The sequence below is a fragment of the Flavobacterium pectinovorum genome (genome assembly GCF_900142715.1).
In the GTDB taxonomy this organism is placed as follows: Bacteria; Bacteroidota; Bacteroidia; order Flavobacteriales; family Flavobacteriaceae; genus Flavobacterium; species Flavobacterium pectinovorum.
In genome coordinates, this window is record NZ_FRBX01000003.1 from 132,541 (window position 1) to 153,037 (window position 20,497).

General features: G+C 34.0%; 12 protein-coding genes. 8 read left to right on the forward strand and 4 right to left on the reverse strand.

The window, feature by feature from the left end; genetic code table 11:
• Positions 1-117: 117 nt before the first annotated feature.
• The 3 genes from gap to BUE22_RS11230 form a co-directional block, all read right to left on the reverse strand.
• Positions 118-1,122, reverse strand: coding sequence for a type I glyceraldehyde-3-phosphate dehydrogenase (gene gap / locus BUE22_RS11220; protein ID WP_042565054.1), 1,005 nt, complete (start codon positions 1,120-1,122; stop codon positions 118-120).
• 92 nt (positions 1,123-1,214) lie between these two features.
• Positions 1,215-2,201 carry a 6-phosphofructokinase gene (pfkA, locus tag BUE22_RS11225; protein ID WP_042565055.1) on the reverse strand — a complete coding sequence of 329 codons (987 nt, stop codon included), beginning with the start codon at positions 2,199-2,201 and terminating at the stop codon, positions 1,215-1,217.
• 300 nt (positions 2,202-2,501) lie between these two features.
• Positions 2,502-6,989, reverse strand: coding sequence for a translocation/assembly module TamB domain-containing protein (locus BUE22_RS11230; protein ID WP_073395116.1), 4,488 nt, complete (start codon positions 6,987-6,989; stop codon positions 2,502-2,504).
• Between the two features lie 205 nt (positions 6,990-7,194).
• Between BUE22_RS11230 and tsaD the strand changes: the two genes are divergently transcribed.
• The 8 genes from tsaD to BUE22_RS11270 all read left to right on the forward strand — a co-directional run bounded on the left by tsaD (position 7,195) and on the right by BUE22_RS11270 (position 14,633).
• Positions 7,195-8,217, forward strand: a complete 1,023-nt coding sequence (gene tsaD / locus BUE22_RS11235) for a tRNA (adenosine(37)-N6)-threonylcarbamoyltransferase complex transferase subunit TsaD (RefSeq protein ID WP_042565057.1) — start codon at positions 7,195-7,197, stop codon at positions 8,215-8,217.
• A gap of 2 nt (positions 8,218-8,219) precedes the next feature.
• On the forward strand, positions 8,220-8,930 hold the full coding sequence (locus BUE22_RS11240; RefSeq protein WP_073395117.1) for a 16S rRNA (uracil(1498)-N(3))-methyltransferase: 711 nt from the start codon (positions 8,220-8,222) through the stop codon (positions 8,928-8,930).
• Positions 8,931-9,076: 146 nt separating this feature from the next.
• Positions 9,077-9,715 (forward strand): DUF4159 domain-containing protein, encoded by a 639-nt coding sequence (locus BUE22_RS11245; RefSeq protein ID WP_042565059.1) that lies wholly within the window; start codon positions 9,077-9,079, stop codon positions 9,713-9,715.
• A 363-nt stretch (positions 9,716-10,078) separates the two neighbouring features.
• The gene (locus BUE22_RS11250) at positions 10,079-10,573 is read left to right on the forward strand and encodes a TrmH family RNA methyltransferase (protein ID WP_073395118.1); all 495 of its coding nucleotides are present in this window, start codon (positions 10,079-10,081) and stop codon (positions 10,571-10,573) included.
• Between the two features lie 158 nt (positions 10,574-10,731).
• A complete protein-coding gene (locus tag BUE22_RS11255; protein ID WP_073395119.1) occupies positions 10,732-11,682 on the forward strand; it encodes a zinc metalloprotease in 951 nt (316 codons plus the stop codon).
• Positions 11,683-11,791: 109 nt separating this feature from the next.
• The gene (locus tag BUE22_RS11260; protein ID WP_073395120.1) at positions 11,792-12,883 is read left to right on the forward strand and encodes an AI-2E family transporter; all 1,092 of its coding nucleotides are present in this window, start codon (positions 11,792-11,794) and stop codon (positions 12,881-12,883) included.
• A 2-nt stretch (positions 12,884-12,885) separates the two neighbouring features.
• Positions 12,886-14,073 (forward strand): THUMP-like domain-containing protein, encoded by a 1,188-nt coding sequence (locus BUE22_RS11265; protein WP_073395121.1) that lies wholly within the window; start codon positions 12,886-12,888, stop codon positions 14,071-14,073.
• Positions 14,070-14,633, forward strand: coding sequence for a hypothetical protein (locus tag BUE22_RS11270; RefSeq protein ID WP_042565064.1), 564 nt, complete (start codon positions 14,070-14,072; stop codon positions 14,631-14,633). Before BUE22_RS11265 ends, BUE22_RS11270 begins: the two co-directional genes overlap by 4 nt.
• A gap of 71 nt (positions 14,634-14,704) precedes the next feature.
• Here the strand turns inward: BUE22_RS11270 and BUE22_RS11275 are convergent, their stop codons facing one another.
• The gene (locus BUE22_RS11275) at positions 14,705-19,987 is read right to left on the reverse strand and encodes a T9SS sorting signal type C domain-containing protein (protein WP_073395122.1); all 5,283 of its coding nucleotides are present in this window, start codon (positions 19,985-19,987) and stop codon (positions 14,705-14,707) included.
• Positions 19,988-20,497: the final 510 nt, after the last annotated feature.

The window sequence follows — 20,497 nt, forward strand, 5'->3', positions numbered from 1 at the left end:
TGGATTTAGTTTTTCTTCATCAATTTAAAAGTGTGTTTTTTACATTAATTAAAGTCAAAACAAAATAAGAAAATCCCGTTACCTTGAGATAACGGGATTTGCCAAATTTATACAATATTATTTTAAACCTGCGATATGCACAGATAAATCGATCAATTTAGAAGAGTATCCGTACTCATTATCGTACCAAGATACAAATTTAAAGAAAGTTGAATTCAAACCAATTCCTGCAGTAGCATCAATGATTGAAGTTCTTTTGTCTGAAATGAAATCCTGAGATACAACTGCATCTTCAGTATATCCTAAGATACCTTTCATTGTAGTTTCAGAAGCCGTTTTCAACACAGCTAAGATTTCTTCGTATGAAGTTTCTTTAGAAACTTTTACAGTTAAATCTACTACAGAAACGTCAGCAGTAGGTACACGGAAAGACATTCCAGTTAATTTTCCATTCAAAGAAGGGATTACTTTTCCAACCGCTTTTGCAGCACCTGTTGAAGAAGGAATGATATTGATTGATGCAGCACGTCCACCTCTCCAGTCTTTTCTAGAAGGTCCGTCAGCTGTCATTTGAGTTGAAGTTGTAGCGTGTACAGTAGTCATTAAAGCCTCTTCAATTCCGAAGTTATCATGAATAACTTTAGCTAAAGGAGCTAAACAGTTTGTAGTACAAGAAGCATTAGAAACAACTAAATCAGAAGCTTTTGCAGTTTCGTGATTTACTCCCATTACAAACATTGGAGCATCTGCAGAAGGAGCAGAAATAATTACTTTTTTAGCACCACCTTTAATGTGCTCATTTGCAGTCTCGATAGTTGTAAAAATACCAGTACATTCAGCAACTACATCAACATCAACTTCATTCCATTTTAAGTCAGCTGGATTTCTTTCTGCAGTGATACGGATATTTCTTCCGTTTACATAAAGTTTTCCTTCTTTTACTTCTACAGTTCCGTCAAAACGACCGTGAACTGAATCATATTTTAATAAGTAAGCTAAGTGATCTACATCTAATAAATCGTTGATTGCTACTACTTCTACATTATCTCTATTGAATGATTCTCTAAAAACGATTCTTCCAATACGTCCAAATCCGTTTATTCCTAATTTTACTTTTGACATTTTACTTAATTTTTGCTTTTGTTTTTATTACACTAATTTAAAGTCTAATTTCCTCACAATAAACTTCATTCCTTTTTTAAACTTTTATCTTCTTATGTCGACATGATGTCAGACACTCTTAATAACTCTCTGTCAATCTCAGATTTTCCTTTGATTGCTTGTTCCAACGGAGTTAAAGCTACTTTATCCTGTTGTAAACCAACCATATAATTAGATTTACCTTCGATTAAAGACTCTACTGCTTTTACACCTAAACGGCTTGCAAGAACACGGTCAAAACAAGATGGAGAACCACCACGCTGCATGTGTCCTAAAACAGAAACTCTTACATCGTACTCCGGTAAATTAGCTTCAACATAATCTTTTAATTCGAATACGTTTTTACCAATTTTATCTCCCTCAGCAATAACTACTATACTTGATGATTTTCCTGAAGCTTTACTTTTTTGAAGAGAGTCCAGCAATCTTTCCAGACCTAAATCTTCTTCAGGAATAAGGATTTCTTCGGCACCAGCTCCAATACCTGCATTTAGAGCAATATGCCCCGCATCTCTACCCATAACCTCTACAAAAAATAGTCGGTTGTGCGAACTTGCAGTATCTCTAATTTTATCAATACAATCTACCACAGTATTCAAAGCAGTATCATATCCTAAAGTATGACTTGTACCAAAAATATCATTATCAATTGTACCCGGAATTCCCATTACAGGAAAATCAAATTCTGAATTAAAAATCAAACCTCCGGTAAAACTTCCATCACCGCCAATTACTACAAGAGCATCAACTCCTGCTTTTAAAAGGTTTTCGTGTGCTTTTTTTCTACCTTCCGGAGTTCTAAACTCAGTAGAACGAGCTGATTTTAAAATCGTTCCTCCTTTGTTTACAATATTATTTACACTTCGGGGACCCATTTCTTTGAAATCTCCTTCGATCATTCCCTGATACCCTCTATAAATTCCTATGCATTCTATATTATGATAAGCACATGTTCGAACAACTGATCGTATTGCGGCATTCATTCCTGGTGAGTCTCCCCCTGAAGTTAGAACACCAACTTTTTTTATTGTTTTTGGCATTATTTAAGTATTAAAGTGTAAAATTAGCAAACATTCACCACTTTACAGGTGGTAATTGTCATAAATTAATAAAATATGTTAAATTCAAACGTTTTCGTTAATAAGTTTTTTGATATGAAAAAATTCATTTAAAATAATAAAAGGCACATATTTTAATTAAATCTTTAAAATTAACAATACATAAATGAAGTGTTATAAAAATCCGGGATATACCTGATTTTCAAAAAATTATTAATTTATAAATTTAGCATAAAAAAAACCATTATAAAAATGGTTTTAGAAAAGTTAACAATTCACAGACTAATAATCGTTATCGTCGGGAATATATCCCTGATTATTTCCTGGCTGAACCTTCGGTTTTTCTTCGTCTTTTTTATTCGGTTTCTTTTTATCCTTCTCTTTCTCTTTTGAACTTGAAAAATTCATATAATCGGGATTTGCATAAGAATCCGGCAAATCATCAGGAGAAGTTTTTAAGGCTTTCTCTAATTTATGGTTTTTGAAAATTTTATTGACCAGTTCACTAAAAGTATCAAAATCTACTTCATACGAAATACCAACTCCCTGAGTATAACCAATTCCCTGCCCTACGTAATTAATATCATTTTCCTTATTAAACAAACGAAGGTTCATAGATCCGTCTTCGTTAACTCGGTAAAGAATTTCAATATCTCCCACAATTGCCGATTCGTTAACACCTCCAACCGGAACTCCAAGTTTTCCGTTTATGGATATTTTTTCATTAATCTGAGAGGATATATTTGCCACAAACTGACCGTCGGCTTCCTGACCAATTCGTTTGTCTGCCGATACAAAATTCAAATCAATATTAAATTTATCATTATCTGATTTAATAATTCCACCCAATAAACTTGCGGCGGTTTCTGCAAATGTTCCTGATAAATCACTTTGGTTAAATCCATCCGGACTCATAAACGAACCTGTTGACAATAAATACAATGCCTGCGTTTGGCGCACATCTTTATCGTCTAACTTATATTGTATTTCTGATTTTAAAACATTACTTACAGATGGAAACTGAATATCAAAATTAGGTTCCGGGCTTGTTAAATCTCCTCTCAGACCAATAACAACTTCTACCGGCACTTTTTTATTAAAAGAAGAATTATCCAACAATACAGCAGGATTTGCTGTTGTTCTATAAACGGCTTCTAAATTTAACTGAGCCTTCATTGGGTTACCTTCCCAAATAATAGATCCTCCTTTTTTAACGGCGAATTTTTTATCGATTAAACCTCCGTACTTAAAGTTATAAGTTCCTTCGTATGCCTGGAAATCTCCCCACATATTAAATTTACCCAATGTATTGATCTTAAACAACAATGAACCGTATCCTTTTCCTTTCATTCCATGACCCGAATTTCGATCCAGAATTACCTCGACTTCGGCGTCTGGCGTAATATCAAAATCAAATTCTAACTCAAGTCCGTTATAGTTTCTGGTTTTCTCGACAATACCGTTTGCTAAATTATATTTCTCTTTTGGCGTCACAAAATGTATCCAACTGCTCTCTCCTACACTTTGTACATTATTAATAGGTATCTTAACTTCTGTTCCTTTTTCAGACTTGGCATCTACCTTAATAAATAAACTTTCTGTTGGTCCTTTTATACTTGCCGTACCATTAATAAATGCTGTACCAAAATAAGCGGCATCGTCACTGTCTTTTGTATCAAGTGCCAATAATCTTTTGGAGGTTATAGTTAAATCTAATTTCCAATCGCCAAAATTATGATGTTCGATACTTCCGTTCAGTAATCCTTTCGTACCATATTTAGTATCTGTTAACTGATTATTTCTAAACAAAAACTTTTCATCAGTTAAATCAATAACTGTTCGATCGCTTAATTCATAATCTGTATTAAGGTACGGAATTGTCATTCCTGCTTTTTCTACATATAATCTACCATTGATTTCAGGTTTTTTAAGATTACCAACAACAGCCGCATTTCCGGAAACACTTCCTCTCACATTCGACAAAACATCTCCACCAACCGTTCCTAAAGTTGCCAGATTAAATCCTTCGAGTTTTAACTTTAAATCAAGAAAAGTCTCTTTGTTTTCTATCGAAAAATTTCCGTTGGCACTAAACGATTCTGTAAAACCATTTTGAATAGACGAATTTATGGTAAATTTTCTCAGGCTCTCATCTCCGGAAATATCGAAATTTAATGTTCCAAGTTCCGTTTTATTTAAGTTAAGATGATCAATGACAATAGATGCCGTGGGCTGATATACATCTTTGTTTTGTTTAAAATTGACACTTCCGTTCAAATTACCATTAAAGACAAACTTCGAAGTGAGCGGTGTAATTTTATTGATATCAACATCTTCAAAATTCAGTACTAAATCTTTATAATCGGTGCCTTTTATAACTCCGTTTAAGTCAATTTTCTGATCTTCATGCGAAAGAACAATATTGTCTATATTAAAGTTGCTGAAGTTTTTATCAAAAATAATTTGATTATCTGATCCGTCTTCTTCATTTAAATACCATAAATAATCTTTAAATTTCATTTCAGATTTTTTGATACCAACAATATTATTTTTGTTTTTATCAATGGTATGGTACAAGTTCATATTAAAATAATCGTTGCCCTTTTCGCCCCCTTTAAACTCTGAGCGCACAAATAAAGTATCTTTTGAAGTTACATTAATTAAATTAAAATCACGGATTTTATAATACGGCGTTTTAATACTATCCAACTCTATAAATGCATTATAAAGTGGATTTTTATTATCGATATTGATTCTGATATTATCAAAAGTATTTTTTGCCGCTGTAATTTTTTGTGATTTAAATCGAAACTTAAATTCATTTAAATCGGCATCAATTCTACCGCGCACAACAGTTGAAGAATCTATATTAATTTCAGGATAAAGCATTTCGACAACTTTATCATAAACATGAAAATTGAAACGCAAAAACTGTCCTTTTTTAATTTTATATGGCTTATAATTGGTGTAAAGACTTCCTACTGAATTCATCACCAATTTATCTAACTGAGCAAACTGAAATTTACCAACAATTTTTCCGTTAACTACATCTGTAGAATTTATAGTTATGGTACGCAATTTATCAGCATCAAAACTAGAATTGATTGTTAGTTCATCAAAAGCATAAGTAGATTTTGGATTTTGATATACTGCATCTTTTATATAAATATTTCCCTGAAGATTTTCAATAGAATTTCCTGTAACTTCGACAACTGCATCCCCTTGAAAATGAGATATGGAATCGTTTACAAACTTCAGTTTTTTCAAATCGGCATTTTCAATATTGATGTGGAAATCATATTTACTTTCACGCTTGCTCAAATCGACTAAACCATCAAATGTTAAAGTCAAATTAGGATCGTTTACAGAAATTTGTCCTTTATAATAAGGCAATTTAAAATTACCATTTACTACAATATTATTATACGTGTATTTATTATAATCCAGTTTTGCAATATCACCTTTTATAATTGTGTTTAGATATTTCTCTGTAAAACCAACACCGTCAACATCTAAATTTAAAGTAGTCCTGCCGAGATCCTTTCGCTGCAATAGTGCACCAACATCAAAATTATCCAAAATAATATTGCCCGAATAAGAAGCTTTATCAATAAAATCCATCTGATTCAGATGCAAATCTACCTGACCATTTCCTAAATCTGTCGCAATTCTAAAATCACTTTCTAATTCTGTTGTTGAAACCTTTGCTTTTCCAACAATATTAAATTTACCAATTCGCTTAAGCTCTTTAGGAAGTTTTTTTCCTAAAACAATTGGCATCAAAACCACCAAATTATCGTAGCTTGACGTTAATCTGTCAAACTTTCCCTCCATGGCAAACTTTTGCTCTTTTGTTCCTAAAAGATTTCTGAAATTAATGTTTCCAATAATTCTTGAACCGTTTGTATCAGAAAGTCTAAGTTTTTTTAAATTAAGATTATTAAGGGTTCCTTTTATCTTAGTTCTAAGCTTAAAATGCTGATTTTTACCCAATCCGTCATAAAAATAACGAATATCATTTGTAGCAATCGAAGCCGAATCAAGCGCAACATCAAACTTAACTTTATCTGTAAAAGCAAGAAAATCTCCTGGTTTATAATTTAAAATCGCTTTACCATATATTGATGATCTTTTGGTTTTTATGGCTAAATTTTCAAGCTTAATTTGTTTTTTGGTATAACTGAATTTCGCCGCCAAATTAGAAACATACAAACCACGATGATCCAGAAAAGAAAACCTGTGAATCGTCGTATTTACATCCGGTCCATATAATTTAAAATCACTGATATAAGCGTTAAGCTTTTTAAAATCAAGAAATTGTGGGTTTTTCTTATTTTCATCCACAACCGAAAAAGTACCTTTTGAGATATAGGCATTTTTGGCCGTCAGTAAAAAATGTTTATTGGTTTTTGAAGGCTTATCAGAATCAAATAAGCGAATAAATTTATTGATATTATTCTCGTTTTCGCCTTTGTAGGTTTTCAAATTAAAAATCAAACCTGTTAAACGAAGATCACCAAAAATTAAATCACCATCAAGAAGTCTTTTAATACTTAAAATATCAGTACTAATAATGTCTGAATAAATTAAAGTCTTTTTATGATGATCACGAATCAGGACAGTTTTTAGTTTAACTCCGCCAAAAATATTGATGGCAACTTTATCTACCGTAATATCTGTTTTAAAATCTTCATTTAAAGAATCTGTAACATATCGTGCAATTTTAGTTTGCACAATAGGCAAAGAGAGTGTTATAGCCAATGCCAACAAAAGTAAAATTAACCCAATTAGGGTTCGTGATATTATTTTCTTTACTTTTTTGATAGCTCTTTAATTTTAGTTTTCTTTTAAATTTACTTTGAACAGACAAAGAACGACTGTTTTTGATAAAAATTCTTTAATTTTGGCTTCTACTTCAATCAAAGAAATTTAAAAATTTGATTTGTCAAATATAATCCAAAATTCGTGCCTTTATATGCAAAATTCAGAGGTTTTTATTCTTGCCATCGAAAGTTCTTGCGATGATACTGCGGCTGCAGTTTTACATAACGACAAAGTACTTTCAAATGTTGTGGCTAATCAGCTAATTCATAATCAATACGGCGGCGTTGTTCCTGAGTTGGCTTCGAGAGCACATCAGCAAAATATTGTTCCTGTGATTGATGCTGCACTTCGCAAAGCAAATGTACAAAAAGAACAATTAACTGCCATTGCCTTTACACAAGGACCTGGCTTGATGGGTTCTTTATTGGTAGGAAGTTCTTTTAGCAAATCACTTTCATTAGCATTAAATATTCCGCTAATTGCTGTAAATCACATGCATGCCCATATTTTGGCGCATTTTATTGATGAAGAAGGTTTTGATAAACCAGAATTTCCGTTTTTGGCCCTGACCATTAGTGGCGGCCACACGCAAATTGTAAAAGTAAATGGTTTTTTTGATATGGAAATTATCGGCGAAACCACTGATGATGCAGTTGGAGAAGCTTTTGACAAGAGTGCAAAAATTCTCGGACTTCCCTATCCCGGCGGACCTTTGATCGATAAATATGCCAAAGAAGGAAACCCAAAAGCTTTTGCTTTTACAAAACCAAAAGTACCCGGACTGGATTTTAGTTTCTCTGGTTTAAAAACAGCAATTTTATATTTTATTCAGAAGAAAAAATTAGAAAACCCAAATTTCATCGAAGAAAACCTCAATGATATTTGCGCTTCTATTCAATATACGATTATCGAAATTTTGATGGATAAATTAAAATTAGCGGTAAAAGAAACCGGAATTAAGCAAATTGCCATCGGCGGCGGGGTTTCGGCAAACTCCGGAATCAGAACGCGTTTGAAAGAAAGTGAAGGCAAATATGGCTGGAAAACTTTTGTTCCAAAATTTGAATACACTACAGATAATGCTGCCATGATTGGAATTGTAGGATATCAAAAATATTTATCAAATCGCTTTGAAACTCAGGCAGTAGTTTCAAAAGCACGAATTCAATTTTAATTATGCAATTATTTTACAATCCGAATATAGACGAAACGACTAAAACTTTTTCTTTTGATAAAGAAGAAAGCCGTCACATTATAAAAGTTTTACGCAAAAAAGACTCTGATATTCTTCATGTTACAAACGGCTTAGGTTTAGTGTTTGAAACAGAAATTACACTGGCTTCAGACAATAAATGTATTGTTGAAGTACTTTCGATAAAAAAAACTCCGGAACCAAAATTCCGTTTGCATCTGGCGGTTGCGCCAACCAAAATGAACGATCGTTTTGAATGGTTTTTAGAAAAAGCTACAGAAATTGGTATTCAGGAAATTACACCTGTTTTTTGTGATCGCTCTGAAAGAAAAGTGGTTAACAAAGAACGTTTTGAAAAAATTATCCTTTCGGCGATGAAACAATCGAATGAAACGTATTTGCCAAAATTAAACGATGCCATTTCATTTAAGGAATTCATCAAACAAAAAAATAAAGGTTTACAATTGATCGCACATTGCGAAGAAACCGATAAAAAATCATTAAAAGAAGTTTTAAAACCAAACGAAAACGTAACCTTATTAATTGGTCCCGAAGGCGATTTTTCTGAAAAAGAAATTGCATTGGCTTTAGAAAATAATTTTCAGCCGGTTATGTTAGGAAATACGCGATTACGCACTGAAACTGCTGCGGTTGTGGCGTGTCATAGTGTGGTGTTTTTTAATGAGAATGTTTAGCTGATTGATTACGTAAACCGGACAGGTTTTAAAAACCTGTCCGGTTTAACACACGTAAAACCTTTGTCAAAGTTTTGAACTTTGATAAAGGTTACTGCAGAGTTTGTTGTGAAGATTTCTGTCGAAAGACAAAAAATATAAATTAAATGAAAAAAATATTTTACTTATTATTCCTTCTTTCCCTTCCTTCTTTTTCGCAGGAAATAGCTTTATTAAAATACAGCGGCGGAGGCGATTGGTATGCAAATCCAACCTCTTTGCCTAACTTAATTCAGTTTTGTAATTCAAATATCAATACGAGAATAAAAGCGAAACCATCAACGGTTGAGCCAGGAAATCCTGACTTGCTTTCGTATCCTTTTGTACATATGACAGGTCACGGAAATGTGGTTTTTAGCGATACTGATGTCGAAAACTTAAGAAATTATCTAACAGGTGGAGGTTTTCTTCATATTGATGATAATTACGGAATGGATCAATATATTCGAAAAGAAATCAAAAAGATATTCCCAAATAATAATTTGATTGAAATTCCCGCAAATCATCCTATTTTTCAAAAGCCATTTCCTTTTCCGAATGGTTTGCCAAAAATTCACGAACACGATGGAACACGTGCTCAGGCATTTGGCATTTTTATCGAAAACAAACTGGTTTTATTATATACTTACGAATGCGATTTGGGTGATGGCTGGGAAGATGCAGAAGTACACAACGATCCACTTGCAGCGAGAGATAAAGCACTAAAAATGGGTGCTAACATCATCAATTATATTTTTACGAATTAAAACCGGTTGGGTGCAATTGTTTTAACACATAGAAACATAGAATTATTGAGCTCAAAAAGGCGTTTCACTCGCATTAACAAACATAGAGCTATGTGTGAAGAAACGAGTTTCTTTTTGGTTTACTTATTTCTAAATATAAAATCTATGTTTCTATGTGTTTAATTATTATTTTTTTGACATTACACCCAACGGATTAATTAAAACTCATTGGCATAATTAATTTTAACCCATTGAAAAATAGGCTTTTGATTGAATTTGAAATATTCAGAAATCAATTTTTTTACAAAGCAAACTAACATAAAAATTGCGGTTTCACATTTTTAATTCTCAATTTTTAATTTTTAATTCTTAATTCTTTACAAAGTGCAGCTTACTCACGAAGAAAATCAATTTGAGCGAAAAACATTTCCCATAACTTTGGTTTGTGATCATATTTATTTTCAACAAAATATTGGTTCTCTTTTTAGAATTGCCGAAGCTTTTGGTGTAGAAAATATTATTTTTTTAGGAAAAGATATTCCGCTTACGCCAAGAAAAATCAATAAAACGTCAAGAAGCACACATCTTCATGTGCCACATACTGTAATCGAACAAACGGCTGAAGTTGTCGATTATTTAACTTCAAATAACTTCGAAATTATCGCTCTGGAAATTGCAAGCAGCAGCAAACCTCTTAAAGAAGTTACAATTCCTGACAATCAGAAAATTGCATTGATTGTAGGAAGTGAAATTGACGGAATTTCAGATGAACTTTTAAAAATTTCGAACCAAATTGTACACATAAATATGTTTGGAAAGAACAGTTCGATGAATGTTGTACAAGCCGCAAGTATAGCTTTGTACGAAATTACTTCTTAATAAAATTTGTTAAATTTTTGTAAGAACTAGATTATATAAGGGATTGTAAAATTCTCACAAATAATTATTTGTAAATATTTTGCTACGTAAAACTTTTGTTATAAAATTGCGATATTGTTTAACTAATCAACAATATTATAACAAAAACCCCTATTATTATGAAAAAAGTTTTTTTATCCGCAGTTACAGCCCTGTTGCTGTTCTCATGTCAAAATGATTCAACAGAATCAGCAGACTCAAATGTAAGTGCAATTGCCCAAAGAGGATGTGCTACTCAGGAAGTTTTAGAAGCACAATTAAAAGCTGATCCTACATTAGCTATCAGAATGAATGAAATTGAAGCTTTTACAAACAAAGCTTTACTTACAGGAAAACTTGTAAACGGTAAAGTTCAAATTCCGGTTGTTGTAAATGTTTTGTACAGAACTACTGCTGAAAACATTTCGAATGCACAAATCCAAACACAAATCGATGTATTAAACAAAGATTTTAATGCATTAAACTCTGATTTCGGTAGTGTACCAGCACTATTTTCTGGTGTTAAAGCGAATGTTGGTATTTCATTTGTTTTAGATCAGGTAATTAGAAAATCGACTACAAAAACATCTTGGGGAACAAATGATGCTATGAAAAAAGTGGCTCAGGGAGGTCTTGCACCAACTTCGCCAACTACAAAGCTTAACTTATGGGCTTGTAAAATTGGTGGCGGAATTTTAGGTTATGCACAATTTCCTGGTGGAGCTTCTGCTACTGACGGAGTTGTAATTGACACTCAATATTTTGGCTTATCTGGTTCAGCAGCTGCTCCTTACAATTTAGGAAGAACAGGTACTCACGAAGTAGGTCACTGGATGAATTTACGTCATATTTGGGGAGATGCAACTTGCGGAAGCGATTTAGTATCTGATACGCCAACTCACAACACTGCAAACTACGGTGTACCGGCTTACCCACATTACAGCACATGTTCTGGAACTCCTGTAGAAATGACAATGAACTACATGGATTATACAGATGATAATGCAATGTACATGTTCTCTAACGGACAAAAAAGCAGAATGGCTGCGATTTTTGTAACCGGAGGTCCAAGAGCTGCATTTGGAATCTAAAATATATCCTTATGATATAATTAAAGCGAGATATACACTATCTCGCTTTTTTTGTTTTCGCCCTGAAATATAAAAGCTTTTTCCTATATTTATAATCTAAAACTGAATCATGATCACATCAAAAATTATTTCTAATGGAATATTACGAGCTTTAACCACTATCCTGGTTGTTGGTATAATTTTATATTTTTTATACGAAATTCAAACCGTAATTGTCTATTTATGTATTTCATTGATATTATGTTTGATAGCCAATCCGTTAGTTCAGTTTTTAAAAAATAAATTAAAATTCGGTAATTCATTGGCGGCCACAACTACCATAATTGTTTTCATATTAACGATGATTGGTTTTATATTTTTGTTTGTTCCGTTGATTATTTCACAAGCCAATAATTTATCCCTTTTGGATACAAATCATTTACAGGCGCAATTTTTAGAAGCCGAAAAAAGCATTGAAACTTACTTTAACATTCCTCACGTAGATTTGAATAAAGTACTGAAAGAATCTAAGATAACATCCATGCTTAGTTTTAGTTATTTTACAGGATTTATCAATTCTATTTTAGGATTCGTTGCTGATATGGGAATGGGATTGGTCTCTGTATTTTTTATCACTTTTTTCTTTATTAAAGATCAGGATAATTTTAAATCGACAGCCAGAAAAATTTTGCCAGATAATAATGAAGATAAAATCATCAATTCTGTTACTAAAATCAATCACTTTTTAACCCGTTATTTTATTGGTTTACTGCTTCAATTAACAGTTGTTTTTATTTTGTATTTAATTGTTTTAATGATTTTTGGAAACAGAAATGCCTTCGTAATTGCTTTTCTGTGTGCTATACTAAATATTATTCCGTACATAGGGCCAATTATTGGAACTGTTTTAGCAGGACTTTTAACAATGATAAGCATGATTGGAAGTGATTTTCAAACAGAAATTTTACCAAAAACTATTTATGTAATCATCGGTTTTATGATTGTTCAGGCAATTGATAATAATATTAGTCAGCCGATAATTTCATCAAAAAGTGTAAATTCGCACCCGTTAGAAATATTCCTGATTACTTTAATTAGCGGAATTACTTTTGGAATCGTAGGAATGATTATTGCAATTCCGGTTTTTACAATGGTGAAAGTAATTTTGAAAGAATTTTTTCCTGACAACAAAATTGTCTCCGTATTAACCGAAAGAATTTAGCATTGAACACTTCTATTTTACAACAAAATATTCAAGAATTTATTACCCAAAATAGCGGTGTTTCAATTACAAAATTAGCGCTTCAGAAAAATCCTTTTCCTGAAGTAGAATGGATTTCAATTTTAAATCAAATTGAAGCCAAATCAAAAGCAAAAGAAAAATTACCAACCTGGTTTTCAACAGAAAACATCATTTATCCAAGCAAGATTTCTGTAGAACAAACCTCATCTGAGAAAACAGCGACTTATAAAGCTTCTTTAATTTCGGGCGAAAGTTTAATTGATCTTACAGGAGGTTTTGGTGTTGATGATTATTATTTTTCTAAAAAGTTTAAAGTCGTTGCACATTGCGAGATTAACGAAGATTTATCGGCAATTGTAAAACATAATTTTGAGCAGTTACAAGTTGATAATTGTACATTTTATGCCGATGATTCTTCAACTATTTTAAATAATTTAGAGCAAAAATGGGATTGGATTTATATTGATCCTTCTCGAAGAAATGATGCAAAAGGCAAAGTTTTTATGCTGAAAGACTGTTTGCCAAATGTTCCGGAATCTTTAGATTTTTACTTCGAAAAAAGCAATTCAATTTTAATTAAAACAGCGCCTTTATTAGATATTTCTGCAGGTTTATCTGAATTGAAATTCGTGAAAAATATTCATATTATTGCTTTGGAAAATGAAGTAAAAGAATTGCTTTTTGAAATTCACAATCATTATTCGGGCGAAATAACCATCAAAACAGCGAACATTTTAAAAGACAAAACTGAAACTTTTGAATTTATTTTGGGCGACCAATTAGATTTGCCTTTTTATCATTTACCACAAAAATTTCTGTACGAACCCAATTCGGCCATTATGAAATCTGGTGGTTTTGATGAAGTTAGTACTTCTTTCCAAATAAATAAACTGCATAAACATTCTCATTTATATACTTCTGATGAATTGATTGATTTTCCGGGAAGAGCTTTTGAAATTGAAAAAGTGATTTCATACAGCAAAAATGATATGAAAACCGAACTCTTAAATCAGCAGGCAAATATTACTACCAGAAATTTTCCGGACACGGTAGAAAACATTAGAAAAAAATGGAAAATAAAAAATGGAGGAAATTTGTATTGTTTTTTTACAACAGATAAAAATGATAACAAAATAGTTTTAATTTGCAGAAAAATAACTGAAAAATGAAACAACTAATTACATTAACTTTTTTCCTATTAACCTTTACCGCTTTTGCCCAAAAACCATGTGAATACAGTGCAAATGTATCTGATTCTATTGGTACTTATAAAGTTACAAACGAATACATGATAAGCGAAAAAAACTTTGGCGGAACTTCAAATTATGTGTTCTTTTCATTGGCACAAACTGATGGTTTACCAACCTTAAACCTGCAATTGATTCAAAAAAGCAAAGATTTTGTAAAAGCAAATTGTTTTGACAAAAATTCAAAAGTATTTTTACAATTGCAAAACGGTAAAATTGTAACGCTAATTCATATCGATCAGGAAAACTGCGGAACTCTTATTCGCGATAAAGAATATAATAACAGGGTAACTACCGGAATTTTCATGTTTATGAAAGATAATTTTGAAGAACTAAAAAAATCTCCTGTTACGATTATGCGAATTAAATATTTAACTGATATTGAAGATTATATCGTAAGAAGCGAATTAACTTCTGAAATGAACAAAAAAGTATATCATCCTGATACTTATTTCATGGAAAACATTCGATGCGTTGAATAACTATTCGCCATTTCTCATAAAAAAAACCATTCCGCAAAACGGAATGGTTTTTAAATTAACCTCAATTCAATTTAATAACTTACTTTTTTTGTCTCAGTTCGATTATTATCTAAAACAACTTTGACGATCAAAATCTGATGACGGTTGGTTAAATTATCTATAACCAGTTTAGAATCGCCAATTTTCTCTTTTTTATAGAGTAAACTACCTGACATATCATAAACAAGGACCTCATCAATATTTTCATTAAAAGTTTCAACGTTAATCACTTTGTTTGCAGAAGCTATTGAAATTGAATTGTTTGCCGATTTTGCACCTTCTGGTGCGAAAAATTGATAAGGAACTCCAACTGTTACGTCCTGATCACAACCTTGCTCTGAAATTATTTTTAGAAGATAAGTACCGGATGACAGGTTATCAATAAGTAAAGAACCTGTATTTGATTCGTAAATTGTTCCGCCTGGACTAATCGCTACCAACGAATTACCCTCAGGTAAATTTTCTACAAAAATACTCCCCAAAGATCCAGATGTTTCTGGTGTAGTTGTAATTGTAACTTCCGGCGATTGGTTAATAGGTACTGTAAAAACCGAACCTGTACTTACGACACCGTTGGCATCTTTTACAGTCAATGTTCCGGTATAAGTTCCGCCACCAGTTCCCGCAGGAATCAGAATCTTGATTGGGCTGGCAGGCAATTCTGCATCTGTAACGGCTGCAAAACTATTTGCAGGAGAAGAATCCCAAACAATACTATAAGAGACCGGAGATCCTGTTGTTGCACTGTAGCTTAACGCTGTTCCTTGCAGATCATTACTTGAACAAACAGTATTTGTTGATTCTGCTACTGTTATTGTTGGTGGTACAACCGCATCATTAACTACTATTGTTACGCCCACAGCTTCAACAATACAAGTTTCGTTATAAATAGTCAGTATTCCAACATAGGTTCCGTCCGGAATATTTGGAGATATTTCAATTGTATTGATCACGCCCCCGCCCGGAGCAAAAGTAAATGGAGTTAAACCTTGATTGTCTATTGGACTGTTTGTTGAAAAAATGTCCCAATTAATAGAATACCCTGTCGGGTTTCCTGTAACTGCAGTATATGCCAATGATGTTGTTTGTGAACTGGTACTTGTAAAAACCGGAGAGATTGTTCCATTTGTTGTAATTGTAGGAGGTGGATTTACAGTTACTGTAAAAAGTGAACCTGCACTGCTAACATTGCTCGCATTTTTAACAGTCAATGTTCCGGTATAGGTGCCGGCAGCAGCTCCCGCAGGAACAGCAATCGTGATTGGACTGGCTGGTAATGCCGCATCTGTAACCGCTGCAAAACTATTTGCAGGAGAAGAATCCCAAACAATACTATAAGAAACAGGAGATCCCGTTGTTGCACTGTAACTTAACGTTGTACTTTGTGCAGCATTACTTCTACAAACTGTATTTGCTGATTCTGCTGCTGTTATTTCTGGTAAATCCTCTACTGTTACAGTTGTTGGTGCAGAATTTACTATTGCACAATCCCCATTCTGAACAACTGCTCTAAATTGTGTAGTTGCTGTTAATACACCTGAAGTGTAAGTCGTATTTGTATTAGCAACATCAACCCATGTCGTAAAAGGGCTTACAGATGACTGCCACTTAATAACTGAACCTGTATGACCAGATAAAGTCAACAGATCACTTGTGCTTCCAGAAATAATTGTTGTTCCGCCATTTACTGTTCCGCCTACAGTTTTTGGATTTACTGTTATAGTTACCGGATAATATTCTGAATCGCAAAAATCACTTTTCACTGTAAATAATCCTTGATAAGTTCCCGGCAATGCATTTGCTGGTATCGAAAATTCGATTTTACCTCCGCTTGGATCAAAAGTCTGCTCACCATAAATAATATCCGGTAAGAAAGCATCATTTCCATCTTCCTCCCAATCAATAGCATAACCAGTAGGATTTCCAGAAGACGCACTATAGGATAAAGCTGATACCGAGGAGGTACCTGCACAAGTTTCAGATAATATTCCATCAGTTACAATTGTTGGAGTTGCATTTACAGTTACAATAAAAAGAGAACCTGTGCTGCTAGCTCCATTTACATTTTTTACAGTCAATACACCAAAATAAGTTCCGGCAGCAGTTCCGGCAGGAACAGCAATCGTTATATCACCGGCAGGCAGTACTTCATCAGTCACAGCAACAAAACTGTTTGTAGGAGAAGAATCCCATACTATGCTGTAGGTAACCGGCGATCCGGTTGTTTCACTGTAATATAACGTTGTACTTTGCGCTGCTGCACTTGAACATACAGCATATGCACCAACTCCGGTTATAGTAGGTAATTCCTCTACTGTTACAGTTGTTGCAGCAGAATTTACTACTGCACAATCCCCACTTTGTAGAACTGCTCTAAATTGTGTAGTTGCTGTTAATACCTCAGAAGTGTAAGTTGTATTTGTATTGGCAATATCGTCCCATGTCGTAAAAGGGCTTACAGATGACTGCCACTTAACAACTGAACCTGTATGACCTGACAATGTTAGTAAACCACTTGTGTTTCCGGAGGTAATTGTTGTTCCGCCATTTACTGTTCCACCAACAGTTGCCGGGAATATTGTTATGGTTACCGGATATTGAGAACTGCAAAATTCATTTTCTAATGTAAATAATCCTTCATAGGTTCCCGGCAAAGCATTTGCTGGTATTGCTATTTCGATCTTTCCTCCATCTGGATCAAAATTTTGTAATGTATCAGGAATATCTGAAAGGAAGGCTTCATTTGCCGCATTGTCCCAATCAATAGCATAACTTGTAGCATTTCCGGAAGAAGCAGTATATGTTAAAGCAGATACCGAAGCGCTGCCTGCACAAACTACAGAGAATTCTCCGTCTGTTGTAAGTGTTGGAGTTGCATTTACAGTTACTGTAAAAATTGAACCTGCACTTGTACCCCCGTTTGCATTTTTTACTGTCAATGTTCCGGTATAAGTTCCGGCAGCAGTTCCGGCTGGAACAGTAATATGGATAATAGGAAGAGTACCGCCAAACAATTGTTCATCAATAACAGCTGCAAAATTGTTTGCAGGAGAAGAATCCCATACGATACTGTATGTAAGCGGAGACCCGGTCGTTTCATAAATTAAATCTGTCTCCTGCTCTGCAGTACTTGAACATACACTAGTTACGGCTATTACATCTACAGTAGGTAAAGCCTCTACTGTAACCGTTGTTGCAGCAGAATTTACAACCGGACAAAATCCATTTCGTACAACTGCTCTAAATTGTGTAGTTTCTGTTAATACTTCTGAAGTATAAGTTGTATCTGTATTGGCAATATCTACCCAGGTCGTAAACGGACTCACTGATGACTGCCATTTAACAACAGTTCCTGTATGACCTGATAAAGTCAACAAACCACTTGTCTCTCCAGAATTAATTGTTGTTCCGCCAGTTACTGTTCCGCCAACAGCTTGCTCAATTATTGTTATGGTTACCGGATATGCAGAACTGCAAGATCCATTTTTCACTATAAGTGACCCGTTATAGGTTCCCGGCAAAACATTTGCTGGTATTTCTATTTCAATTTTACTTCCAGTTGGATCAAAAACGTTTGGAATATCAGGAATATCCGGTAAGAAAGCGGCATTTGCTGTACTGTTCCAATCAATGGCATAACTTGTAGGATTACCGGAAGAAGCAATATAAAATAAAGTTGCTATTTGCGAAGAGCCGTTTGCACAAATTAGAGAAAATACGCCATCTGATGTAATTGTAGGAGTTTCATTTATAGTTACAGTAAAAATTGAACCTGTACTTATACCGCCGTTTGCATTTTTCACAGTTAATGTTCCGGTATAAGTTCCGGCGGCAGCTCCGGCAGGAACTGCAATCGTAATTGGACTGGATGGCAATGCTGCATCTGTAACAGCTGCAAAACTATTTGCAGGAGAAGAATTCCAAACTATACTATAGGTAATTGGAGATCCCGTTGTTGCACTGTAACTTAGAGCTGTACTTTGTGCAGTAGCACTTGTACATACATTACTTGCAGCTAATCCCGTTATAGTGGGTAAAGGCACTACTGTTACTGTTGTTGCAGCAGAATTTGCTGCTGCACAAGCACCACTCTGAACAACTGCTCTAAATTGTGTAGTTGCTGTTAATGTTCCTGAAGTATAAGTTGTATTTGTATTTGCAATATCAACCCATGTTGTAAACGGACTCACTGATGACTGCCATTTAACAACAGTTCCTGTATGACCTGATAAAGTTAATAAACCACTTGTGCTTCCTGCATTAATTGTTGTTCCGCCAGTTACTGTTCCTGCAACTGTGGCAGGCGAAATAATTACTGTGGCAGTATTGTTAGAACTAATAGTTGAAGAACAAGTCTGAGAAGTAATTTTGGTTACTGTTATTGTACTGGAACCTACAGTATTTAATCCTACTGCTGTAAAGACACCGGTTCCTGCTGTGCTCACTGTTAAATTTGCTGTTAATGCTGTAGCACTGGGATTACTTCTGTTATAAGTCACTACATAATTACCAACCGGTAATGATGATGCGCCAGAAGTTACTGTTACTGTTGATGTTGTACCGCTAGAAGCACACACATTAGTGGCTGTTGTACTGGTAATATTATAAGTTGGACACGTATAAGAAATAGTTAACTGACCTGCCGCACCAGTACCTCCAACTTGAGCGGCACCTAATGCAGAATTTATTGCCCCACCGCCACCGCCACCTGGAGATGAACCAGCATTTCCGGGTGCAGTACCCAAAATTAGACTCGATAACGATGCACCTCCTGCACCTCCGGCGTTAGCCCCCGCACCACCAGCTCCTGAAGAAAGCAATAATGATAATAGTGATGTACTACCATTGCCTCCTGAAGTTCCTGCAAAACGAACTGTTCCTTTTGAATTTGCAACTGTTCCTCCAATGCCACCAACAGGTGTTCCACCTGCATTGTTTGCTCCTCCACCTGAACCACCAGCGGCTAGAAATAAAGATTCATACCCTGTAATAGTAGAATTGCCTCCTGCTGTGCCATTAGCTCCGGAAGCTCCCAAAGTCTGACCAGCCACTACTACATTCAAGGTAGCTCCGGGAGTAACTGTAAGTGTGGAGCTTGCGAAGGCTCCTCCGCCTCCACCGGCAGCACCTCTTCCTAAAAGCAATCCGGCACCGCTCGCACCTCCGCCGGATCCTCCTCCGCCCCATGCACTTACATTAATAGAAGTTACACCATTCGGGACAGGAAATGTTCCGTTGGTGACAAATGTTTTCGTGGTCTGAGCCCAGGAAAAAGTAATAATAAAAACGAGCAATAAACATAATTTTAGTCTCATAATAATAATTTTTTAATGGTTAAAAAAAAACTTTTGTTAATAATGAGGCTTATACAAAAACAGAAGCATATCTGACTAAAGGAGCTAGTCAAAGCATTCTTTCTAAGGAGGATATAAAATCACAACTATCTAATATATAGGTAGTTAAAAAACTAGGATGATGAAATTAACCAAAAAAAATTAATCAATAATATATAATTCAGTATATTATTATGCACTTCGACAGATAAGGTAAGATTATTCTCTCTTTTTTAACATTCAAAACAGTAATTTGTTAGAATTAACTTTTTTTATATTCTTAATACATAAGTTTAATCCTATATAAATAAAAATAAAATCATTATATCTTCAAGTTTTATAAACAGATGTAAATCACGACAAAAAATAGAATACGGAGTAATTAAAGAAATTTTATGTGCATGGAAAACAATTTTAAAGAACTAAAAATTGTCTGCTACGATTATGCGAGTTGAATATTTTATTGATATTAATAATAGTATCTAAGAAGCG